This window comes from Cryobacterium lactosi, from assembly GCF_004403945.1.
Taxonomy (GTDB): Bacteria; Actinomycetota; Actinomycetes; order Actinomycetales; family Microbacteriaceae; genus Cryobacterium; species Cryobacterium lactosi.
In genome coordinates, this window is record NZ_SOHM01000015.1 from 161,487 (window position 1) to 182,883 (window position 21,397).

Genomic DNA, 21,397 nt, shown 5'->3' on the forward strand with positions numbered 1-21,397 from the left:
TGCGGCGCTCAGCGGCGTCGGGTAGAGCCGTCATGGTCGCTGATCGAACCGATGATGAGGGCGGATTGCAGGATCAGCGCCTCCCTGGCGCCCGTGGCGTCGTAACCGATCACGTCCGACACGCGTTTGAGGCGGTAGCGCACGGTGTTGGGGTGCACGAACAGTTCCCGCGCGGTCGCCTCGAGCGACCGGCCGTTGTCCAGATAGCACCACAGCGTGGTGAGGAGTTCCGTGGAATGTGCTTGCAACGGGCGGTAGATCCGGTGGATGAGGGTGGCGCGAGCGAGCGGATCGCCGGCCAGGGCCCGTTCGGGGAGCAGGTCATCGGCCTGCACCGGCCGGGGCGCGTTTCGCCAGGACCGCGCGACCGCGAAGCCGGCCAGGGCGGCCTTGGCGCTCTTTGAGGCGTCGACGAGGTTGGGTACTTCGTGGCCGAGCACAAGATGGCCGGGACCGAAGCTGGGCTCGAGCTGCATCGCGATCTCCATGAAGCTGAGCGAGGAGGGCGAGTGGCTGGTCTCGTCGGTCTCCGGGGTGGCCGGGTGGGCGCGGCCGATGACCAGCACCAGCCGGTTGCCCTGTACTCCGATGAGCACGTCAGCTGTCATGTGTCGTGCGGCCCGGCGCAGCTGGTCGACGTCGAGCATCTTCGGCGTCGTGCCGACGAGCACGCAGACCTCGCCGTGGCCGTGCCAGCCGAGGGCCGCGATCCTGCTGGGCAGTTCGTCGTCGTACTCACCGCTGAGGATCGAGTCGACCACAAGGGCCTCGAGCCTGGCGTCCCAGAGGCCTCTGGCCTCGGCGGCGCGGGCGTAGACATCGGCGGCCCCGAAGGCGATTTCGCGGGAGTACAGCAGGATCGCTTCGCGGAGCGTCTCCGAACCGTCTTTGACGCGCTCCTCGACGACCTCGACCGTGACCCTGATCAGCTGCAGGGTCTGTTGCAGGCTCACCGAGCGGAGCAGCTCTCGGGGCGCTGCGCCGAAGACGTCCGCGGCGATCCACGGTGTCGACCGGGGGTCGTCGTACCAGGAGATGAAGGAGGTGATGCCGGCCTGGGCCACCAGGCCGACGGCGGACCGCCGCCCTGGTGGCATATCGCCATACCAGGGCAGCGTGTCCTCGAGCCGTTTCAGAGTCGCCGTGGACAACTCACCTGAAATCGTGCGCAACCAGGTGAGGGTCTGTTCCTTTGTCTTCGGCGCCGGTGCCACGTTCCGGGTTAGCTCTCGCCACCGGCCGAGCCGGTGTTACCGGCCGAGACGTCGTGCAGGCGGTACTTGTCGATGGCCTGCTGGATGAGGCTGCGGTCCACCTCGCCGCTGTTGGCGAGCTGCTGCAGGGTGCGCACCACCATCGACGGGCCGTCGATCTTGAAGAACCGGCGGGCAGCGGGGCGGGTGTCGGAGAAACCGAAGTCATCGGCGCCCAGGGTCGCGAAGTCGCCAGGGATGAACTGGCGAATCTGATCCGGTACGGCGTGCATGAAGTCGGAGACTGCCACGAACGGACCGGCAGTGTCGGCGAGCTTGTCCGTCACGTAGGCCGTGCGTGGTTCCTCGTTCGGGTAGAGGAAGTTGTGTTCCTCGGCCGCGAGGCCGTCCCGGCGGAGTTCGGCCCAGGAGGTGACCGACCAGACATCGGCGGACACACCCCAGTCCTCGGCGAGCAGGGCCTGCGCTTCGAGCGCCCACGGCACCGCGACGCCGGAGGCCAGCAGCTGGGCCTTCGGACCGGCGACGTCGGACACCGACACGCGGTGGATGCCGCGGATGATGCCGTCGACGTCGACATCGGCCGGCTCGACGGGCTGGACCTGCGGCTCGTTGTAGACGGTGATGTAGTACATGACGTTCGGGTCGGTGTGGGTGCCGCCGTACATCCGCTCGAGGCCGGAGCGGACGATGTGCCCGATCTCGTAGCCGAAGGCGGGGTCGTACGACACGACGGCCGGGTTGGTCGACGCGAGCAGCGGTGAGTGACCGTCGGCGTGCTGCAGGCCTTCACCCGTGAGGGTGGTCCGGCCGGCGGTCGCGCCGATCATGAAGCCGCGGGCCATCTGGTCTCCGGCGGCCCACATGGCGTCGCCGGTGCGCTGGAAGCCGAACATCGAGTAGAACACGTACACCGGGATGAGCGGTTCGCCCTGGGTGGCGTAGGAGGTTCCGACGTTCGTGAACGCGGCGAGGGCGCCGGCCTCGTTGATGCCGACGTGGAGGATCTGGCCCTGCGGGCTCTCCTTGTAGGCGAGCAGCTGGGCGTGGTCCACCGAGGTGTAGTGCTGGCCGTTGGGGTTGTAGATCTTCGCGTTCGGGAAGAACGCGTCGATGCCGAAGGTGCGGGCTTCATCGGGGATGATCGGCACAATGCGGTGGCCGAAGTCCTTCGAGCGCAGCAGCTCCTTGAGCAGGCGGACGAACGCCATGGTCGTGGCGATCTCCTGGGTGCCTGAACCCTTCTTGGTGACGGCGTAGGTGGAGTCGTCCGGCAGGTTGATCTGGGTGAACTTGCTCCGGCGCTCGGGCAGGTAGCCACCGAGAGCGCGGCGCCGCTCGTGCATGTACTGGATCGCCTCGTCGTTCTCACCGGGGGTGTAGTACGGCGGCTGGTACGGGTTCGCCTCGAGCTGCGCATCCGTGATCGGCACGTGCATGCTGTCGCGGAACGTCTTGAGGTTGTCCAGCGTCATCTTCTTCATCTGGTGGGTCGCGTTACGGCCCTCGAAGCTCGGGCCCAGGCCATAGCCCTTGACCGTCTTCGCCAGGATGACCGTCGGCTGACCCTTGTGCTCCGACGCAGCCTTGAACGCCGCGTAGACCTTGCGGTAGTCGTGCCCTCCGCGCTTGAGGTTCCAGACCTGGTCGTCGGTGTAGCCCTCCACGAGCTGAAGCGCGCGCGGGTCGCGGCCGAAGAAGTTCTCGCGCACGTAGGCGCCGCTCTCGGCCTTGTAGGTCTGGTAGTCACCGTCCGTGGTGACGTTCATCAGGTTCAGCAGGGCGCCGTCGGTGTCGCGGGAGAGCAGGTCGTCCCACTCGCGGCCCCAGACCACCTTGATGACGTTCCAGCCGGCACCGCGGAAGAAGCTCTCGAGCTCCTGGATGATCTTGCCGTTACCGCGGACCGGGCCGTCGAGGCGCTGCAGGTTGCAGTTGACGATGAAGTTGAGGTTGTCGAGTCCCTCGTTCGCGGCGACCTGGAGCTGGCCACGGCTTTCGACCTCGTCCATCTCGCCGTCGCCGAGGAACGCCCAGACCTGCTGGTCGCTGGCGTCCTTGATACCGCGGTTGGTCAGGTACCGGTTCAGCTGCGCCTGGTAGATCGCGTTGATCGGGCCCAGGCCCATCGATACCGTCGGGAACTGCCAGAACTCCGGCATCAGGCGCGGGTGCGGGTACGACGAGATGCCGTCGGGGGCGTGGGACTTCTCCTGGCGGAAGCCGTCCAGCTGGTTGGCGCTCAGGCGGCCCTCGAGGAAGGCGCGGGCGTAGGTGCCGGGGGAGGCGTGGCCCTGGATGAAGATCTGGTCGCCGCCACCCTGGTGGTCCTGGCCGCGGAAGAAGTGGTTGAAGCCGGTCTCGTACAGAGCGGCGGACGAGGCGTACGTCGAGATGTGGCCGCCGACGGCGATGCCGGGGCGCTGGGCGCGGTGCACGAGCACGGCGGCATTCCAGCGGATCCAGGCGCGGTAACGGCGCTCGATGTCTTCATCACCGGGGAAGTCCGGCTCGTTGGACGAGGCGATGGTGTTGATGTAGTCCGTGGTGGGCACCATCGGAACGTTCAGGTGCAATTCCTTGGACCGCTTGAGCAGGCTGAGCATGATCTCGCGGGCCCGGCCCGGGCCGTTGGCCGCGACCAGCGCGTCGAGAGATTGTGACCATTCGCTGGTCTCATCCGGATCGGCGTCTGAGTTGTCCGTTGAATATGGGTCTTGGTCGTTGACAGTCACACTCGACCTCTTTCTGTAGGGCAGATCGTGTGGGGGAAGGATCATGCCTGGTTAGGCGTGCCGGACAGAGCTAGGTCGGGTCACGACCGAAAGGCACCACGTCAGCCTAGTGATTCTTGCTGGGAAGCGCGCACGGCAACGAGGGCACGGCCGCGGCGACCCTTCGTGTTGGTGATGCCTCCGCAGGCGGCTAGGCTTTCCCCCCGTATTCAGCCATCGTCCCCCGATGGCCGGAAAGGACACCCCATGGCTCTGGAGAATGACACCCAGGCACCCGATTTCGAACTCGTCAGCCAATACGGCGAGCGAATCCAGCTCAGCCGCTATCGGGGTGAGAAGTCCGTGGCACTGGTGTTCTTCCCCTTGGCCTTCTCCGGAATCTGCAGCGGCGAACTCTGCGAGTTGCGCGACAATCTCGCCCTCTTCGCCGACAACAGTGTCGAGTTGATCGGCATCTCGGTGGATTCCCGGCACACCCTGCGGGCCTGGGGCGATCAGGAGGGCTACGGGTTCAGCCTGCTCGCGGACTTCTGGCCGCACGGTGCCGTGGCGAAGGAATACGGCGTCTTCCTCGACGACAAGGGCTTCGCCAACCGGGCGACCTTCCTGATCGATCCGGACGGCATCATCCGGGCGAGTTTCATCACGGCACCGGGGGAGGCCCGCTCACTCGCGGCGTACCGGGCCGCCCTGGACGAGCTGCAGCCGGCCTGATTTTCCAGGCGGCGCCAAAGTCGCTAAGCTCGTTCCATCCCGTTCCGGCCTCGCCGGGTTGGGGCCTTTAGCTCAGTTGGTAGAGCGCCACGTTTACACCGTGGATGTCATCGGTTCGAGCCCGGTAGGGCCCACTCTCCTCCGGCGGCCTCCACGCCCGTCAGTAACGAGGTCACCATGGCAGTAGCGCGCACGGAGCGCGTTCTCCCCGTGATGACACATGTCTGAGAATCCGGCATTCGGTGCCGCCGTCGAAGACCTGACCGGCGCCGTCGACGGACGCACCAGCCTGTGCCTGCCGTTCCTGCGAGTGCTTCCGGTGACAGGTGCCGCCGTGTCCACCCTCGGTGCCCCGTTCGGCTCCGAAACCGTCTGCGCAAGCGACGCGCAGGCGGCCAGACTCGACGAACTGCAGTTCGACCTGGGTGAGGGACCGTGTTGGGACGCGCTGTCCAGCCGTCAACCGGCCCTGCACGCGGACCTTCAGATGGATTCCGCCAGGTGGCCCCTGTTCGCGGAGGCGGTCTCGGGCTCGGGCGTGGGAGCGATCTACGCATTCCCCCTGGCGCTCGGGTCGCTGAGCATCGGCGCGATCGACCTCTACGCACACTCACCGCGGTCACTGACGGCGGCCCAGGTCCAGGATGCCGCGGTGCTCGCCGCCATCTGTTCGCGCCAGGTGCTACGACGGGCGCTTGCGGACCATCCGCTCGCCCCGGCGGCGACGGACGATGGTGGGTTCTCCCGTCGCGAAGTGCACCAGGCCACCGGGATGGTGCTGGCCCAGCTCGGTGTCAACGCGGCGGATGCACTCCTGATCATCAACGGTTATGCCTTCGCCAGAGGACGCACGGTCCGTCACGTCGCAGCCGACATCGTCGCCCGTCGAATCGACTTCGCCGAGGAATGGTCCAATCCGTCCGAGTCATTATGATGGTGTAATGGCGACACAGACACGCGAGGGCCGACTCGTCGAGGCTTTCGTGACTCTCGCCGACACGCTTGTGGTCGGCTATGACCTTGTGGATCTGTTGCATACCCTCGTGTCACATTGCGTCCCCCTTTTCGACGCCTCAGCCGCCGGAATCATCCTGACCGACGACCAGGAATTCGAAGTGATCGCCTCGACCAACGAGCGCAGCCGCCTCGTCGAGATCCTTCAACTGCGCAGCGGCTCCGGACCATGCGTCGAGAGCGTGATCACCGGACGCGCCGTCACCGTCCCCGACATCGACGCGTCAGGGCCCAAGTGGCCACGTTTTCGCGCCGGAGCGCTCGAGCAGGGATTCGGTTCGATGTTCTCAGTGCCGATGCGCCTGCGTGCGACCACGATCGGCTCCCTGAACTTGTTCTGGGACCGAACCGGCGGGCTTCCCGTCGAGGACGCGGCCACAGTGCAGGCCCTGGCGGATGTGGCCACCATCGGAATCCTCCAGGAGCGCGCGCTGAGGGAGAGCGATGTGGCAAGAGAGCAGCTGCAGTTCGCGCTGAGCAGCCGAGTCGTCATCGAACAGGCCAAGGGCGTCGTGGCCTACACGCGGGGCGCGAACATGGACGAAGCCTTCACCCTGATGCGCCAGCATGCCAGGTCCAACGGCTTGCCCCTGGCCGAGGTGGCTGCACGAATCGTCAGCGGGGACCTCGCGCTTTAGCCGCAGCGGACGTAGTATCTCCCTATAGCCCCGGACCCCGGCTGCAACACGCGACCATTTCCGTGATCAGCAGGGGACTCAAAATGAAACGCATTTATCACCCCGGCGGCTCGATCGTCACCGGCAGTGCACTCGCCGATGCTGTGATGCTGTACGCCGAAGCGCTGAGCAATCGCCGGGAAACGGATGTTGTCGACATTCCGGTGATCGTCGCGGACGGTAGCCGCGGGCGGGCGCAATTCCTGATCGGATCGTCCAGTCAGCTGGTCAGCGTGACCAGCGCGGACGGCGAATCAGAGCTCACCGAGACCGCAACGACTCAGGCGCTGCGGGACAAGGTGCGCACGAACGCCCTGCCCCCGTCGCTGGTGTGGGCTGGCGCCCCGATGGGATCTCCGCAGTTCGACGAGTTCGACTACTGATCAGGCCGTACGACTACTGATCAGGCGCTGGCCGCCGATGAAAGTGTCGCCGCGTCGCTCGTGTTGCCGATCCCGCGCGCGATGAGCACAGGGACATTGATGTTCATCAGCACATCATGGGTGACCGAGCCGATCAGGGTGTTCTCGCCGTGCCGTGCTGACACACCCAGGATCAACAGGGCGGCGTCAAAACTGGCGTCGAGGAGAGCCTCGGCGGGGTCCCGGTGAGCGATCCGGCGTCGCACGGTGATCCGCGAAGCCGTCGCAGCGGCCACGGCGGCGGCGTCCTGCATCAGGCGTGCGGCCTGCGGGCTGCGGTCATCCGCGGATTCGTTCCGCGCTGACTCTGAGCGGGACGAGTCGGAGCGGGGAGACCCTGGAGGCGCGTGCACCAGGAGCAGATCCTGGTCCAACCGGTCGGCCTCCTGCGCGCCCATTCGCACCGCGGGGATCGACCCGTCTGTGCCGTCAACGCCGACGACCACGTCGTGGCGGGAGTCGAGGGTCGTATCGGGCACGATGGCCACGGAACAACGCGCCGCAGAAGCGATCTGCACACTCCGGGAGCCGAGCACTCGGCCGCGGAGGAAACCCGTCTTGTGGGTGCCGACGATCAGGAGGTCCTCAGGGCTGGGCAGTTTGGCCAACGCCCATGCCGTGCCGCCGTGTACGATCCTCGTGGTGAGGGTCACCCCGGTGTGCAACTCGGCGACACGGGCGGACTCCTCGATGAGGAGCTCGCGTGCCTGGCGCTCCGCATCGGCGGCGGCGTCGCGTCCGACCAAGCCCCACTCGTCGTCCACGGTGTTGACCAGCACCACGGCGGCATTGCGTTCGGCGGCCCGGCGGACCCCCCAGCGCAGCGCGGCGCGGCTCGGCCCTGAGCCGTCGACGCCGATGTAATAGGTGGCGCTCATGAGGATGCCCCCGATCCGCTCTGTTCGGCGGCACGGCGGCTGCGCGGAACGACGATCACCGGGCACGGCATATTCAGGAGCACATCGTGACTCACCGAACCGAGGATGAGGCCGGCAACGGCGCCGCGCCCGTGCGTGCCTACAACAAGAAGAGCTGCCGTCGCGGCGGCCTCGACCAGAGCAGGCGCAGCAGGTCCCTGCAGCAGAGACGTGGATGCGACCACCGACGGGTGGTCGGACCTGACGCGCTGGAAGGCGCGCAAGACGATGTCCTCATGGGCCTCCACCAGGGCATCGAAGGGCACGGCGGCGCCGAAGTCAACGCCGAGGGTGGCCGGAATCGACCAGGCGTGCACAAGCTCGAGCGGGACACCGCGGCGGGCGGCCTCCGCTACCGCGAACTCGAGGGGGGCGTCCATGGTACCGTCGTCCTCGATACCCACGACGACCTTCTCGCCGCGGGAAACCCAGTCGGCCGGAATGACGGCGACCGCGCAAAGCGCGTGGGCAGCCAGCCGAAGGGGAAGCGTGCCGTGCACGGCCCCGACCAGGGCGCTGGTCTTGTTCGTGCCGATGACGAGCAGGTCGGCCTCGGCAGAGGCCCGGACCAATTCGTCGACCGGAGCCCCCCGCCGCACAACACTGGTCGCCTTGACCTCGGGAAAGTTCTGCGCCACATAGCGGCTGGCCTCGGCCAGGGCACGTTCGTACACGGGCTGGAAGTCGTCCTCGGGACCGCCGACCGGCGACCAGCCGAGTTCAACCACGGTGGTCAGCTCCAGGTGGAGGGGCACCTGCTCTGCCCGGGCCAACGCCCAGTTCAGGGCGGCCCGGCTCGCCGGACCCCCGTCAACGGCTACGATCACTCTCTCAACCATGAGTTGATCTCCAGTTCTTCCCGGGGTGCTTCGGGAGATGCCACGCATCCAGAATGGGCCGTACCCTTAAACTGCGAAAGGGCCGAAGGTCCCAGTCAGGTACACTTTGGGCTAGCTCCGACCGAAAGGGGACGCATTCCGTGACCGTTCCTGAGACCAGGCTTTCCTTTCCGGACGGGCCGCGGTCCGCTCTCGATCAGGCGTTGTCCGAACTCGTCCTGAATGCCCAGAAGGTGCTGGCCACGCAGGGCCGGCTGCGCAGCCTGCTGCAGGCCAGTCAGGCCGTTGTCGAGGAACTCGACCTCGCCGCCGTGTTGCGCCGCATCGTCGACGTCGCCGTCGACCTGGTCGGAGCGCAGTATGGCGCGTTGGGCGTCATCGCCCCGAACGGCAATCTGGAGCAATTCATCCACGTCGGCATCCACGACGAACTGGCCGTCCAGATCGGGCACCTGCCCGCCGGTCATGGCCTGCTCGGTGCTCTCATCGACGATCCGCATGCCATCCGCCTGACCCACCTGGGCGAGGACGCCCGGTCTTCCGGGTTCCCGGCGCACCATCCCCCGATGGACAGCTTCCTCGGCGTGCCCGTGCGAGTGCGCGGGGAGGTCTACGGCAACCTCTATCTCTCCAACCAGCTGTCCGGGGCGTTCAGCGAAGAGGATGAGGAACTGCTGACGGCCCTGGCCGCCACGGCGGGAATCGCTATCGACAACGCCCGGCTGTTCGACGAAACCCGCCGCAGGCAGCGCTGGTCGGCGGCGTCGGCCGAGATCAGCGCCGCGCTCCTCTCCGACCGGGCTGACGCCTCCCTCGAACTGCTTGCCGACCGATTTGCATCGCTCGCCGACGCCGACCTCGTGTGCGTGGTCCTTGCCGCGGGCGAGAGCACCCTCATCGTGGATACCGCGAGGGGAAAACTCGCCAAGCAGGTGAAGGGCCTGGTGATCCCGTCGGCCGGGACCACCGTGGGCCGCGCGTTCGAGAGCGGCCAGCCCATCCTCACCGCCGACGGCGGCGCCAGCCTCGACCAGCCGGACGCCCAGCTGGTTCTCGGCCCGACGATGGTGATCCCGTTGCTGGCCTCCGGTCGCACCCACGGGGTCATGACAGTGTCCCGCTCCGCCGGCCGCCCGCGATTCACGACCTCCGACCTGGAGATGGCGGCGGACTTCGCCGGCCAGGCCAGCGTCGCGCTCGAGCTCGCCCGCGGACGCTCAGCCGGACAGAAGCTCGCCCTGCTCGAAGACCGCAGCCGGATCGCGCGTGACCTGCACGACAACGTCATCCAGCGCGTCTTCGCGGCCGGCATCGGGCTGCAGGCCATCAGCGGGTCGGTCGACGACCCCGAGGTCCGGGAACGGATCATCGAGGAGGTTGTGGCGCTGGACGTCGCGATCGTCGAGATCCGTACCGCCATCTTCGCCCTGACCGCCCAGACCAGCCGCGACCGCGGCTCGATCCGGCACCGCGTCATCGACCTGCTCAGTGAACTCGCCTCCCTGTTCGAGCAGACTCCACGGCTCGTCTTCACCGGCCCGATCGACCTGCTGACCCCGCCGGAGATGTCAGACGACATCGCCGCGGTCATCCGCGAGGGCCTGATGAACGTGATCCGGCACGCCGAGGCGACCGAGACGGTGGTCAACCTCAGCGTCGCGGACGACCTCGTCGTGATCGAGGTCGTCGACAACGGCATCGGAGTCGTCGAATCCGACCGGCGCAGCGGCCTGGCCAACCTGGCGGCCAGAGCCGAGCAATGGGGCGGCGACGTCGTGCTTGAGAACCGAGCCAGGGGCGGCAGTCGACTGCGCTGGACCGCCCTCATCGAACCCGAACCTGTACGAAAGGAATCGTGATGATCCGAGTCTTCCTCGTGGACGACCACGAAGTCGTGCGCCGCGGAATTGCGGACATGATCAACGCCGAGCCCGACCTCGAGGTTGTCGGCGAGGCATCAACCGCACGCCAGGCGGTGGCCAGGGTGGCCGCGACGGTACCTGACGTCGCCGTACTCGATGTGCGCCTGCCCGACGGCAGCGGCATCGACGTGTGCCGTACGATCCGCTCGGCCAATCCGGTGGTGCAGTGCCTCATGCTCACCGCCTACGACGATGACGAGGCCAGCTATTCGGCAGTGCTGGCCGGCGCGTCCGGCTACGTCCTCAAGGACATCCGCGGACAGCACCTGGTCGAGTCCATCCGCCGGGTCGCCAGGGGGGAGTCCCTGGTGCAGAAGGCTGTCACCCGCAAGGTGGTCACCGAACTGACCGGAACGGCAGCCGACTCGCCGGCGTCCAACCTGACCACCAGGGAACGCCAGGTGCTCGAACTCATCGCGGAGGGCCTGACGAACCGCCAGATCGGCGACCAGCTGGACCTGGCCGAGAAGACCGTGAAGAATTACGTGTCGGGCCTGCTCGCCAAGCTCGGCATGGCCAGACGCACGCAGGCCGCCGTGTACGGCGCCGGGCTGCGCCCCAGGCAGTAGCCCGATGTCCCTGACGAAGCGGCACCCCGACGTGCCGGGCCCTGGCCAGGAATCGGTCTGGGACTATCCGCGGCCACCGCGGGTGGAGCCAAGCGGCGAACACCTGGTCCTGCGGTTCAACGGCGCAGTCATCGCCGACACCCGTGACAGCGTCCGGGTGCTCGAGACCAGCCATCCGCCCACCTACTACCTGCCCAGGTCCGCATTCGCAGACGGTGTGCTCACTCCGGTCAACGGTCACAGCGTCTGCGAATACAAGGGCCTGGCGTCGTATCTCAGCATCGTGGTCGGTGACCGTCTGGCGGAGGCCGTGGCGTGGTACTACCCCCATCCCCTCGCCGGCTTCGAGTCGCTGGCGGGGCGGGTGGCCGTGTACCCCGGTCGATTGGACGAGTGCACGGTGGACGGCGAGGTCGTGCGCGCGCAGCCGGGCGACTTCTACGGCGGGTGGATCACCGACCGCGTCGTCGGTCCGTTCAAGGGTGCGCCGGGCACGCTGGGATGGTGACTCGGCTAGTAGGCTGGCGAGGTGTCATTCTCGCTCGCTGAAGTCGCCCGGGTTTCCCATGATCTGTGGCCGTTGTCCGGTGCGGAGGACTGGGACGCGCCGGGCCTGATCAGCGGCGACCCCGCAGCCCGGGTGGAGTCCATCCTGCTTGCCGTCGACGTGGTCGCCGACACCGTCGCGGAGGCGATCTCCTCCGGTGCCGACCTGTTGCTCGCCCACCACCCGCTTCTGCTCCGCGGGGTCACCAGCGTGGCCGAAGACCGCTACAAGGGCGCATTGCTTGCCCGCCTGATCCGGGCGGACTGCGGCCTCCTCGCCGCGCACACCAACGCCGATGTCGTCGAAGACGGCGTCTCCGATGTCATTGCCCAGCGCCTTGGACTGGTCGACGTTCGACCGATCACGACAGGTTCGCTCCCCGGCACCGGAATCGGCCGGGTCGGCCGGCTCCCCGAGCCGACGACCCTCGGTCTGCTCGCCCGGAGTCTCGCGGGACTGATTCCGCCGACGGCGACCGGCGTGCGCGTGGCCGGGGGGTATGCCGAGCGGATCGAGACCGTCGCGCTGTGCGGCGGCGCCGGCGACTCGCTGTTGCGCGAGCCCGCCGTGCGCTCCGCCGATGTCTTCATCACCTCCGACCTCCGCCATCACCCGGCGTCGGAATCCAGGGAGCAGTCGATCCTCGCCGGGGTTGGCCCAGCCCTCATCGACGTGTCACACTGGGCCAGCGAATGGCTCTGGTTGGACGTCGCCGCCGCGGCGCTGCGGAGCAGATTGCCCGGCATTCGTGTCGAGGTCAGCGAAGTACGGACCGACCCCTGGGATTTCGCCGTCACCCAGTGAGCTCAGCTCACCCCCGTACATTTCAACTCCATAAACATGAAGGTCAGGACAACGTGAAGGCATCTCCCACTGAGCAGAAAGAGCTCCTGCGGCTCCAGGCCCTCGACATCAAGCTGCAGCAGGTCGAACACCAGGCCAAGGCTCTGCCGCAGCACGCCGAGCTCCTCGCCCTCGGCCGCGGTCTCGACGCGTCCAAGACGGTGCTCACGGGCCGTGCCGGCGAGGTCGAGGATGCCCAGATCGAACTGCGCCGCATCGAGTCCGACGTCGCGGTGGTCGAAAAGCGCATAGCCCGCGACACCGACCGTGCCCAGCACACCTCCTCCATCAAGGACGTCCAGGCCCTGGAGAGCGAGCTCAAGGCTCTGGGGGCGCGCCTGGTCGCGCTCGAGGAGATCGAACTCGCCGTGATGGAACGCCTCGAGGAGAAGGAAGCGGCCCTCGCCGAGACGGAGGCCGAGCGGGCCGCTGTGGCCGGCCGGGTCGCCGGTATCGAGGCCGACCGCGACCTGCTGTTGGTGGATCTGAACCGTCAGCTCGGCGAGCTGGCGAGGGACCGGGTTGCCATCGTCTCCGCCATCGGCGCCGATCTTGCGGCCCTGTACGAGAAGCGGCGGGTGGCCGGTCGTGGAAACGCGGCATCCCTGTTGCGCGCCCGCACCTGCAGCGGCTGCACCATGACCCTGACCGGAAACGACCTTGAAGAGGTGCGTGCCGCACCTGCCGACGACATCGTCTTCTGCCCGGACTGCGGTGCCATCCTGGTGCGCACCGAGGAATCCGGCATCTGAGGCTGATCCCTGGCCGCGCTTCGCCCTGGTACCAAGAGGCGGCCAGGGCGCTGTAGGCTCGACGACGGAATGGGTCGACAAGACGGTCGCGTCATCCGGGCTTTCGGGCCCGTGATGCCGAGGAACGTCCGGGCTCCGCAGAGCAGGACGGTGGGTAACACCCACCCGGGGTAACCCGCGAGACAGTGCCACAGAAAGTAGACCGCCACCGGCGCAGGCCGGCGGTAAGGGTGAAACGGTGGTGTAAGAGACCACCAGCGGCCAGGGTGACCTGGCCGGCTAGGTAAACCTCGTCCGGAGCAAGGTCGAACAGGAAACGCCAAGGCGGCTCGCCGAGTTTCCGGGTAGACCGCTAGAGGGCTGCGGCAACGTAGTCCCGAGATAGATGGCCGTCCACGGTGCAAACCAGGACAAAACCCGGCGTAACAGTCGGCCCATTCCCTCCTCGAACCTGTGAGTTGCGCGGGAGCGGCCGGCAGACATGGCGCATTTCCCATGCGGTGGTTCTACGCTGATGCCATGAGCACACCCGTGTCCCAGCCTGGCGCCGTCGAACCGCTCCACCCCGCCGACCCGCACGTCGGACCCGGCCCGAGGGGAATCTGGCAGCGGGTTCGTGCTCTGCTTCGCCGCTCGCGGGCCTGGATCCACCGGCACCCGCACTTCCACGCCCCGTACCGTCTGGTCGTCGCGCTGGCCGGGTTGACTGTCGTCGTCGTCGGCCTGATCCTGGTTCCGCTGCCCGGCCCGGGCTGGCTGATCGTCTTCGTGGGCGTCGCCATCCTCGGCACTGAATTCCCCGCTGCCCACCGGCTCACGCAGGCGATCCGCCGGCTGGCGCACCGAGTCCGGCTCTGGTGGCGAGCCCGCCACGAGCGCCAGTCCACCCGGGCCTACAGCTGAACGCTTAAACGCTGACCGGTGCGTGTTTGACGGCTAAGGCGGCGGCGCCGAGGATCCCGGCATTGTTGCGGTGAACGGCGGGGATGATGCGGGTGTTCAGGTGCAACAGCGGCAGGAAGTTCTCGTGGTGCTTCGACACGCCACCGCCGACGATGAACAGGTCAGGCGTGAACAGTGTCTCCAGCGTGGAGTAGTACTTCTGCAGGCGTGCGGCCCACTTCTCCCAGCTGAGGTTGTCGCGTTCCTTGGCGGAGAACGCCGCGCGGGTCTCGTAGTCGACTCCGTCGATCTCCAGGTGGCCGAGTTCGGTGTTCGGCACGAGTGCGCCGTCGTTGATCAGCGCGGTCCCGATCCCGGTGCCGAGCGTGGTGAGCAGAACCACACCGTTCACACCCTTCGCCGCACCGAACTTGGACTCCGCGTATCCGGCCGCGTCAGCGTCGTTGACAAAATGGATGGGCACCCCGAGACCCTTCTCAAACTGTTTCTCCGCGGCAAGGCCGATCCACTTGTCGGACACATTGGCCGCCGACATGGTGTGACCGTTCTTGACGACCGCGGGGAAGCACACCCCGATGGGCAGCTCACCAGCCCCGGCCGACACCGTAGCCAACAGCTGGCGGGTGGTCTCGATGATGTCCTGGGGGCGGCCGCCCTTGGGAGTGGGCAGCTTGATGCGGTCGGAGAGCAGGGCCCCGGTGGCCAGGTCGACCACCGCCCCCTTGATGCCGGTTCCGCCGATGTCGATGCCGATGGCAGTGGTTGAACTCATGGAGTCAATCTACCGGCTACGGCAGTGTCAGGATTTCGGCGCCGCGTTCGGTGACCACCAGGGTGTGCTCGAATTGCGCGGTGATGCTCCGGTCGCGGGTGAGAACAGTCCAGTCGTCCTCCCACATGTCCCAGTCGCTGGTCCCGAGGGTCAGCATCGGTTCGATGGTGAAGACCATGCCCACCTCCATCACAGTGTCGTACTGCGGTGCAGAGTCGTAGTGCGGGATGATCAGGCCCGAATGGAAGGCGTCGCCGACTCCGTGTCCGGTGAAGTCGCGCACGACGCCGTAGCCGAACCGTTTGGCGTACGACTCGATGGTGCGGCCGATCACGTTCACCTGCCGGCCGGGTGCGACGGCCTTGATACCGCGAGCGAGGGCCTCCCGGGTGCGATCGACCAGGAGGGTCACCTCTTCGGTGGCCTCGCCGACGATGAACGTCACATTGGAATCGCCATGCACGCCGTTCTTGTATGCGGTGATGTCGATGTTGACGATGTCACCGTTCTCGAGCACGGTGTCGTCGGGGATGCCGTGGCAGATGACCTCGTTGACCGAGGAACACAGCGACTTCGGGTAGCCGCGATAGCCCAGCGTGGAGGGGTAGGCGTCGTTCCGGATCAGGAACTCGTGTCCGACCCTGTCCAGCTCTTCGGTTGTGACACCGGGCCGCACGGCCCGCCCGACCTCCTGGATCGCTTCCGCAGCGATACGACCGGACTCCCGGATCAACACGATGCGCTCGGGGGAGTACACGTCGGATCCGGTGAACCGGGCCGGTGCGGTGCGACCGACGTACTCTGGACGAACGATGTGGGCGGGAACGGAGCGGTGGCTGGACACGGCTCCCGGAATGAGGTGACCGATTGAATCCTTAGGCATAGGATCAACCTTATGGCCGAAGATGCTGATCACCAGTTCTGGTACAACATGCGCACCGGCGCGGTCGAGAAGGGAATGCTGTCCCCGTCGGTCGACAGGGTCGGACCGTTCCCGACGTTCGACGAGGCGACGCATGCGCTCGACAAACTGCGCGCCAACAGCGCCAAGTGGGCCGAGGAAGACGAGACCGAGGACCGCTGAGGTCCGGCCTCTGTCCCACTACTCGTAGCTGTGCTCCGGACCGGGGTAGGCGCCCGACTCGACGTCTCCCTTGAAGGCCTGCACGGCGTCGGTGAGCACCGAGCGCATGTTCGCGTATTGCCGCACGAACCGGGGCACCCTGCCCTGGGTCATCCCGGCGAAATCGGTCCAGACCATGAGTTGACCGTCCACGTCGGGTCCGGCGCCGACTCCGATGGTGGGGATCTCCAGGCGCTCGGTGACCTGTGCCGCGATACCGGACGGCACCATCTCCAGCACGACAGCGAAAGCGCCGGCATCCTGAACGGCGAGGGCGTCTTTGATCAGTTGTTCGGCTCCGGCGCCGCGACCCTGGATCATGTGGCCGCCCAGGCCGTGTTCGCTCTGTGGGGTGAAGCCGATATGGGCCATGACCGGGATGCCCGCTGACACGATACGAGAAATCTGCTTCCGGCTGCGCACGCCCCCCTCGAGCTTCACCGCGTGGGCCTGGGCCTCCTTCATAAAACGAACCGCGGTGTGCAGCGCCTCCGACGGACCGGTCTCGTAGGTGCCGAACGGCATGTCCGCCACGACCAGGGCCCTGGTTACGGCCCTGGCCACCGCGCGGGTGAGCGGGATGAGTTCGTCGACGGTGACAGGCAGGGTGGTCTCGTAGCCGAAGACGTTGTTTCCGGCGGAATCTCCCACCAACAGGAAGTCGATGCCGGCCTGATCGAAGATCTGAGCGGTCATCATATCGTAGCTGGTCAGGCCGGTGATCGGGATGCCTTGCTGTTTCGCGTTCTGGAAATGCCTGGTGCGCACGCGCTTGGGACCGGGAGCGGCGCTGGGCGTGGCACTGGCGTATGGATTCTGCACCTCGACGGCATTGGCGGCGTCTGGTGTGGCGGACTCTGGCATGTGCTCAGTGTACTCAGCGGCCCATTCGGCTGTCATTCGCGCCTCGATCAGCCGCTTTTCGCCCGCGCGCCGTCGGCAGCCGGTAGCCTAGGAGTAAATAGAAAGGGCGTGAATGGACAAGCAGCGCGACTTCGTTCTTCGGACCATCGAGGAACGGGGCATCAAGTTCATTCGACTATGGTTCACCGACGTGGTCGGCACCCTGAAGTCGGTCGCCATCGCGCCGGCCGAGGTCGAGGGTGCGTTCGCGGAGGGGCTGGGTTTTGACGGTTCCGCGATCGAGGGCCTGACCCGATCGTTCGAGGCCGATGTGCTGGCCCACCCGGACCCCACCACGTTCCAGATCCTGCCGTGGCGGGGCGAGGTCGACCCCACCGCCCGCATGTTCTGCGACATCACCACCCCCGATGGCCAGCCCGCCGTGGCCGATCCCCGGAACGTGCTCAAGCGCACCCTGGCGAAGGCCGCCGAACGCGGCTTCACCTTCTACACCCACCCGGAAATCGAGTTCTACCTGCTCAAGTCGTCGAAGTTCGGCAAGAACGGGCCGGTGCCGGTCGATTCCGCCGGCTATTTCGACAACGTCCCCGGCGGCACGGCGCACGACTTCCGGCGCCGGTCGGTGCGGATGCTCGAGGACCTCGGCATCTCGGTGGAGTTCAGCCACCACGAGGCCGGGCCGGGCCAGAACGAGATCGACCTGCGCTACGCGGATGCCCTGACCACCGCTGACAACATCATGACGTTCCGCACCGTAATCAAGGAAGTGGCCATCGAGCAGGGCGTCTACGCGACGTTCATGCCCAAGCCGCTCTCGGACCAGCCGGGCTCCGGAATGCACACCCACCTCTCCCTCTTCGAGGGCGACACCAACGCGTTCTACGAAGCCGGTGCGCAGTACCAGTTGTCGACGACCGGTCGCCAGTTCATTGCCGGCCTGCTGCGCCACGCGCCGGAGATCACCGCCGTGACCAACCAGTTCGTGAACTCGTACAAGCGGCTGTGGGGCGGCGACGAAGCCCCGAGCTTCGTGTGCTGGGGCCACAACAACCGGTCCGCTCTGATTCGCGTGCCGCTGTACAAGCCCAACAAGGGCCAGAGTTCACGTATCGAGTACCGCGCGATCGATTCAGCGGCCAACCCGTACCTCGCGTACTCGCTGATGCTCGCCGCCGGGCTCAAGGGCATCGAAGAGGGCTACGAGCTTCCGCCTGAGGCCGAGGACAACGTGTGGGGGCTCAGCGACACCGAACGCCGCGCGCTCGGCTACCACCAGCTACCCGCCAGCCTCGACCACGCCATCCAGTACATGGAGGAGTCCGAACTGGTCGCCGAGACGCTGGGCGAGCACGTGTTCAACTACGTCCTGCTGAACAAGCGCCAGGAATGGCGCGAGTACCGGTCCCAGGTCACCCCGTTCGAACTCAATAAGAACCTCGAGATGCTCTAGGGGCGAGGTCCACGACAGGCACGCGACATGGCGAGAGAACAGCTGACACTGACGGACCTCGCTCGGGTGGGCTTCGCCGATCTCGGCGAGGCCCGGGCCCGGCTCGACGAGGTCGGTGAACTCGGCGGCCCCGACCCGTCCGATCTGTTCCCGCTGCTCAGCCGTGCGGCGAATCCCGATGCGGCACTGTTCGCCGTGCTCTCGCTCGTGCGCCAGGCGCCGGCCGAGTTCGGGGTGCTGCGTCGCCATGCCGGCGCCCTGCAGCGACTGGTGTTGGTGACCGGCGCATCGACGGGCCTCACCGACTTCTTCCTCCGGCACCCCGCCGAACTCGCGGTGCTGCACGAGAAGACCACAGCCCTGGCCGGTCCCGGTGAGCTGACCGATGACCTGCTCGACGCGGTCAGGTCCACCGACGGCTTCGCCGCCCTCCTCGACGACGAGGGCTGGGTGGCGCTCCGGGTGCGCTACCGCCGGCGTCTCGCCGAGCTGGCGGCGTTCGACCTGGAACAGACTGACCCCGTCGCGGGACTCGACCGGATCGCCAGGGCCCTGGCCCACCTGGCCGCGGCGGCGCTGGAAGCCTCGCTCGCCGTCGCCAGGGGCATGTGCAGCGGCCCGGTCGCCGCTCACGGGGTCTATCCCGTCGACGAGGTCCGTCTGACCAAGCTTGCCGTCATCGGTATGGGCAAGGCAGGGGCGGGGGAGCTGAACTACGTCAGTGACGTCGACGTCATCTTCGTCGCAGAGGGCGACGAAGATCGCGGCCTCAGCGCCGCCAGGGCCGTCGACATCGCCACCAGGCTCGCAGTCCTGATGATGCGTGGGCTGAACCAGCCCAGCCTGGAGCCCGAGTTGTGGGAGGTCGACCCGAACCTGCGTCCAGAGGGCAAGTCCGGCGCCCTGGTGCGTTCTCTGGAATCCCATATCGCTTATTACGACCGGTGGGCCAAGAGCTGGGAGTTCCAGGCCCTGCTGAAGGCCAGGCCGCTGGCCGGCAATCTGGAACTCGGTGCGCGCTACGTCGACGCCGTCGCCCCGAAGGTGTGGACGAGCGCCAGCCGGGAGAACTTCGTCGACTCCGTGCAGCGGATGCGGGAACGCGTCACGAGCAACATCCCCGCCGACGAGGTGGCCGTGCAACTCAAGCTGGGCCCCGGCGGGCTGCGCGACATCGAGTTCACCGTGCAGCTGCTCCAGCTCGTCCACGGTCAGACCGACCCTGATGTCCGACAGCCGGGCACCCTGCCCGCCCTGGCCGCCCTAGCCGATTCCGGGTATGTCGGACGAGCCGAAGCCGCCGAATTCGCGCAGGACTACCGGATGCTCCGCCTGATGGAGCACCGGCTGCAGCTGGACCGCCTGCGGCGCACCCACCTGCTGCCCAGGGACGAGGCCGGGCTGCGGGTCCTGGCTCGCGCGACCGGCCTGGCCACCAGCGCCGCGGCCCTCACGGCCCGGTGGGAGGCGACCAAACACCGGGTGCGCGGTCTGCATGAACGGCTGTTCTACCGCCCGCTGTTGTCCGCCGTCGCCGCCCTGCCTGCGGAGGGCCTGAACCTCACGAGCGCGCAAGCCGAGGCCAGGTTGGCCGCGATCGGCTTCCGCAACACGAAGGGCGCCCTTGCCCACATCGCCGCCCTCACGAGTGGGGTGTCCAGGCGGGCGACCATCCAGCAGCACCTGTTGCCGGTCTTGCTGCAGTGGCTCTCCGACGGGGCGGACCCTGACTACGGGCTGCTGGCGTTCCGGCGCCTGAGCGACAGCCTCGGCTCCACCTACTGGTTCCTGCGGATGCTTCGCGACTCGTCCGGGGCCGCGGAGCGCCTCACCAGGGTGCTCTCGGCGTCCCGGTACGTCGGGGAGCTCCTGGAGACCATCCCCGAGGCCGTCGCCTGGCTGGAGCACGACGACGATCTGCGCCCCCGCCCCCTGAGCGTCCTGCAGGACGAGGCCCGCGCCGTGCTGGCCAGGCACGGCAGCCCCGACGCGGCCGCGTCGGTCCTGCGAACCAGTCGACGCCGGGAGATGCTCAGGCTGGCGTTGTCGGCGATCCTGGGTCGGCTCACCATCGACGAGTTGGCGGCGGGACTCACGGATGTGTCCACCGTCATCATCCAGGGAGTGCTCGGTGCCATTCGCGGTGCCGGACTCGCCGGTGACGACGGGCCGTTCGCCCCTGACGGCATCGAATTCGCCGTGATCGCCATGGGCCGGTTCGGGGGAGCGGAGCTCGGCTTCGGATCCGACGCCGACGTCATGTATGTGTTCCGGCCCGCCGCACTCGAGGGCGGTGCGGCCCACGACCGGGCGACCTTCATCGTCCGCGAGCTGAACAGGCTCACCGAGGACAACCGGCTGCCGTTCGACCTGGATATCGGGCTGCGCCCCGAAGGGAAGAACGGTGCGGTGGTGCGGTCCATCGATTCGTACCAGGCCTACTACCGCCGCTGGTCGCTGACCTGGGAAGCCCAGGCGCTGCTGCGGGCCCGCGGTGTCGCCGGTGACCCGGCGTTGTTGAGGAGCTTCCATGCCGTGATGGACACGGTGCGTTACCCGGAGCAGATCAGCGAGCAGGACGTCCGTGAGATCAAAAGGATCAAGGCCAGGGTCGAGAACGAACGACTACCGCAGGGAGCGGACCCGAACCGGCACTTGAAGCTGGGACGTGGTTCGCTGAGCGACGTGGAATGGTTCGTCCAGTTGCTCCAGCTGCAGCATGCGGCGGCGTTGCCGGCCCTGCGCACGACGTCGACGCTCGAGGCGCTCGAGGAGGCGACCCGGGCCGGCCTGATCTCGGAGCCTGACACGGCGGTGCTTCGTGCGGCCTGGTTGTTCGCATCCAGGTGCCGGTCGGCGATCACCCTGTGGACCAACAAGACGGCGGATGTGCTCCCTACCGACCGGATGCAGCTGGACGGTGTGGCCCGCATGATGGAGTATCCCCCCGGCTCGGCAAACCAGCTCGAGGAGGACTACCTGGCCGTCACCCGGCGGGCCCGCGCGGTGTTCGAGCGCCGGTTCTACGGCCCGGTGGAGCGGCCGGGGCCCTTCTCGGGCTGACCGGGACGCCGCAGGCACGCCGGCAACGCGAAGGGGCCGCAACCTGATGGTTGCGGC

20 protein-coding genes, 1 tRNA gene and 1 other RNA gene are annotated in these 21,397 nt (G+C 67.3%); 15 read left to right on the forward strand and 7 right to left on the reverse strand.

The features are described from left to right. Positions 1 to 8: 8 nt before the first annotated feature. Both E3T61_RS08580 and aceE read right to left on the reverse strand, forming a co-directional pair. A complete protein-coding gene (locus E3T61_RS08580) occupies positions 9 to 1,151 on the reverse strand; it encodes a PucR family transcriptional regulator (RefSeq protein WP_420898475.1) in 1,143 nt (380 codons plus the stop codon). Between the two features lie 71 nt (positions 1,152 to 1,222). Beyond that, a complete protein-coding gene (gene aceE, locus E3T61_RS08585) occupies positions 1,223 to 3,949 on the reverse strand; it encodes a pyruvate dehydrogenase (acetyl-transferring), homodimeric type (RefSeq protein WP_134640429.1) in 2,727 nt (908 codons plus the stop codon). Between the two features lie 246 nt (positions 3,950 to 4,195). Here aceE and E3T61_RS08590 point away from each other — a divergent pair, with 246 nt between their 5' ends. The 5 genes from E3T61_RS08590 to E3T61_RS08610 all read left to right on the forward strand — a co-directional run bounded on the left by E3T61_RS08590 (position 4,196) and on the right by E3T61_RS08610 (position 6,737). Beyond that, positions 4,196 to 4,663: a peroxiredoxin gene (locus tag E3T61_RS08590; protein ID WP_134640430.1), complete on the forward strand. Its 468-nt coding sequence runs from the start codon at positions 4,196 to 4,198 to the stop codon at positions 4,661 to 4,663. A gap of 61 nt (positions 4,664 to 4,724) precedes the next feature. Continuing rightward, a tRNA-Val gene (locus E3T61_RS08595) sits at positions 4,725 to 4,797 on the forward strand. An 86-nt stretch (positions 4,798 to 4,883) separates the two neighbouring features. Further along, positions 4,884 to 5,597, forward strand: coding sequence for a GAF and ANTAR domain-containing protein (locus E3T61_RS08600; protein ID WP_134640431.1), 714 nt, complete (start codon positions 4,884 to 4,886; stop codon positions 5,595 to 5,597). A gap of 7 nt (positions 5,598 to 5,604) precedes the next feature. After that, positions 5,605 to 6,315: a GAF and ANTAR domain-containing protein gene (locus E3T61_RS08605; RefSeq protein ID WP_134640432.1), complete on the forward strand. Its 711-nt coding sequence runs from the start codon at positions 5,605 to 5,607 to the stop codon at positions 6,313 to 6,315. An 83-nt stretch (positions 6,316 to 6,398) separates the two neighbouring features. Beyond that, positions 6,399 to 6,737 carry a hypothetical protein gene (locus E3T61_RS08610; protein WP_134640433.1) on the forward strand — a complete coding sequence of 113 codons (339 nt, stop codon included), beginning with the start codon at positions 6,399 to 6,401 and terminating at the stop codon, positions 6,735 to 6,737. Between the two features lie 20 nt (positions 6,738 to 6,757). On the opposite strand, the gene E3T61_RS08615 is transcribed toward E3T61_RS08610, so the two are convergent. Then, positions 6,758 to 7,654, reverse strand: coding sequence for a universal stress protein (locus tag E3T61_RS08615; protein ID WP_134640434.1), 897 nt, complete (start codon positions 7,652 to 7,654; stop codon positions 6,758 to 6,760). Then, a complete protein-coding gene (locus tag E3T61_RS08620) occupies positions 7,651 to 8,520 on the reverse strand; it encodes a universal stress protein (RefSeq protein ID WP_166793187.1) in 870 nt (289 codons plus the stop codon). Before E3T61_RS08620 ends, E3T61_RS08615 begins: the two co-directional genes overlap by 4 nt. A 215-nt stretch (positions 8,521 to 8,735) precedes the next feature. Here E3T61_RS08620 and E3T61_RS08625 point away from each other — a divergent pair, with 215 nt between their 5' ends. The 7 genes from E3T61_RS08625 to E3T61_RS08655 all read left to right on the forward strand — a co-directional run bounded on the left by E3T61_RS08625 (position 8,736) and on the right by E3T61_RS08655 (position 14,068). Next, on the forward strand, positions 8,736 to 10,391 hold the full coding sequence (locus E3T61_RS08625) for a sensor histidine kinase (RefSeq protein ID WP_241992465.1): 1,656 nt from the start codon (positions 8,736 to 8,738) through the stop codon (positions 10,389 to 10,391). Next, a complete protein-coding gene (locus E3T61_RS08630; RefSeq protein ID WP_134640437.1) occupies positions 10,391 to 11,023 on the forward strand; it encodes a response regulator in 633 nt (210 codons plus the stop codon). Before E3T61_RS08625 ends, E3T61_RS08630 begins: the two co-directional genes overlap by 1 nt. 4 nt (positions 11,024 to 11,027) lie before the next feature. Further along, complete coding sequence (locus E3T61_RS08635) at positions 11,028 to 11,531, forward strand: DUF427 domain-containing protein (RefSeq protein WP_134640438.1); 504 nt, start codon at positions 11,028 to 11,030, stop codon at positions 11,529 to 11,531. Positions 11,532 to 11,552: 21 nt separating this feature from the next. Further along, positions 11,553 to 12,374, forward strand: a complete 822-nt coding sequence (locus E3T61_RS08640; RefSeq protein WP_134640439.1) for a Nif3-like dinuclear metal center hexameric protein — start codon at positions 11,553 to 11,555, stop codon at positions 12,372 to 12,374. Positions 12,375 to 12,427: 53 nt separating this feature from the next. Beyond that, positions 12,428 to 13,165 (forward strand): zinc ribbon domain-containing protein, encoded by a 738-nt coding sequence (locus E3T61_RS08645; RefSeq protein WP_134640440.1) that lies wholly within the window; start codon positions 12,428 to 12,430, stop codon positions 13,163 to 13,165. Positions 13,166 to 13,235: 70 nt separating this feature from the next. After that, an RNA gene (gene rnpB, locus E3T61_RS08650) (RNase P RNA component class A) lies at positions 13,236 to 13,606 on the forward strand. Between the two features lie 78 nt (positions 13,607 to 13,684). Continuing rightward, complete coding sequence (locus tag E3T61_RS08655) at positions 13,685 to 14,068, forward strand: TIGR02611 family protein (protein ID WP_134640441.1); 384 nt, start codon at positions 13,685 to 13,687, stop codon at positions 14,066 to 14,068. 4 nt (positions 14,069 to 14,072) lie between these two features. Here E3T61_RS08655 and ppgK read toward each other — a convergent pair whose 3' ends face one another. Then, entirely contained in the window at positions 14,073 to 14,840 is a 768-nt protein-coding gene (gene ppgK, locus E3T61_RS08660) for a polyphosphate--glucose phosphotransferase (protein ID WP_134640442.1), read from the reverse strand. Positions 14,841 to 14,856: 16 nt separating this feature from the next. Beyond that, complete coding sequence (gene map, locus E3T61_RS08665; protein WP_134640443.1) at positions 14,857 to 15,723, reverse strand: type I methionyl aminopeptidase; 867 nt, start codon at positions 15,721 to 15,723, stop codon at positions 14,857 to 14,859. 12 nt (positions 15,724 to 15,735) lie between these two features. Between map and E3T61_RS08670 the strand changes: the two genes are divergently transcribed. Next, the gene (locus tag E3T61_RS08670; RefSeq protein ID WP_134640444.1) at positions 15,736 to 15,924 is read left to right on the forward strand and encodes an SPOR domain-containing protein; all 189 of its coding nucleotides are present in this window, start codon (positions 15,736 to 15,738) and stop codon (positions 15,922 to 15,924) included. A gap of 18 nt (positions 15,925 to 15,942) precedes the next feature. Here the strand turns inward: E3T61_RS08670 and panB are convergent, their stop codons facing one another. Beyond that, on the reverse strand, positions 15,943 to 16,827 hold the full coding sequence (gene panB / locus E3T61_RS08675; RefSeq protein ID WP_134640445.1) for a 3-methyl-2-oxobutanoate hydroxymethyltransferase: 885 nt from the start codon (positions 16,825 to 16,827) through the stop codon (positions 15,943 to 15,945). 112 nt (positions 16,828 to 16,939) lie between these two features. Between panB and glnA the strand changes: the two genes are divergently transcribed. Together glnA and E3T61_RS08685 are read left to right on the forward strand one after the other, a co-directional pair. Beyond that, positions 16,940 to 18,277, forward strand: a complete 1,338-nt coding sequence (glnA, locus tag E3T61_RS08680) for a type I glutamate--ammonia ligase (RefSeq protein WP_066595282.1) — start codon at positions 16,940 to 16,942, stop codon at positions 18,275 to 18,277. Between the two features lie 27 nt (positions 18,278 to 18,304). Next, complete coding sequence (locus tag E3T61_RS08685) at positions 18,305 to 21,340, forward strand: bifunctional [glutamine synthetase] adenylyltransferase/[glutamine synthetase]-adenylyl-L-tyrosine phosphorylase (protein WP_134640446.1); 3,036 nt, start codon at positions 18,305 to 18,307, stop codon at positions 21,338 to 21,340. The last annotated feature ends 57 nt before the right edge of the window (positions 21,341 to 21,397 follow it).

Bases quoted from the DNA above. Each gene is read 5' to 3' on its own strand.
- E3T61_RS08590 (WP_134640430.1), top strand. From the start codon at position 4,196: ATGGCTCTGGAGAATGACACCCAGGCACCCGATTTCGAACTCGTCAGC.
- E3T61_RS08600 (WP_134640431.1), top strand. From the start codon at position 4,884: ATGTCTGAGAATCCGGCATTCGGTGCCGCCGTCGAAGACCTGACCGGC.
- E3T61_RS08605 (WP_134640432.1), top strand. From the start codon at position 5,605: ATGGCGACACAGACACGCGAGGGCCGACTCGTCGAGGCTTTCGTGACT.
- E3T61_RS08610 (WP_134640433.1), top strand. From the start codon at position 6,399: ATGAAACGCATTTATCACCCCGGCGGCTCGATCGTCACCGGCAGTGCA.
- E3T61_RS08615 (WP_134640434.1), bottom strand. From the start codon at position 7,654: ATGAGCGCCACCTATTACATCGGCGTCGACGGCTCAGGGCCGAGCCGC.
- E3T61_RS08630 (WP_134640437.1), top strand. From the start codon at position 10,391: ATGATCCGAGTCTTCCTCGTGGACGACCACGAAGTCGTGCGCCGCGGA.
- E3T61_RS08635 (WP_134640438.1), top strand. From the start codon at position 11,028: ATGTCCCTGACGAAGCGGCACCCCGACGTGCCGGGCCCTGGCCAGGAA.
- E3T61_RS08655 (WP_134640441.1), top strand. From the start codon at position 13,685: ATGAGCACACCCGTGTCCCAGCCTGGCGCCGTCGAACCGCTCCACCCC.
- ppgK (WP_134640442.1), bottom strand. From the start codon at position 14,840: ATGAGTTCAACCACTGCCATCGGCATCGACATCGGCGGAACCGGCATC.
- map (WP_134640443.1), bottom strand. From the start codon at position 15,723: ATGCCTAAGGATTCAATCGGTCACCTCATTCCGGGAGCCGTGTCCAGC.
- E3T61_RS08670 (WP_134640444.1), top strand. From the start codon at position 15,736: ATGGCCGAAGATGCTGATCACCAGTTCTGGTACAACATGCGCACCGGC.
- panB (WP_134640445.1), bottom strand. From the start codon at position 16,827: ATGCCAGAGTCCGCCACACCAGACGCCGCCAATGCCGTCGAGGTGCAG.
- glnA (WP_066595282.1), top strand. From the start codon at position 16,940: ATGGACAAGCAGCGCGACTTCGTTCTTCGGACCATCGAGGAACGGGGC.
- E3T61_RS08685 (WP_134640446.1), top strand. From the start codon at position 18,305: ATGGCGAGAGAACAGCTGACACTGACGGACCTCGCTCGGGTGGGCTTC.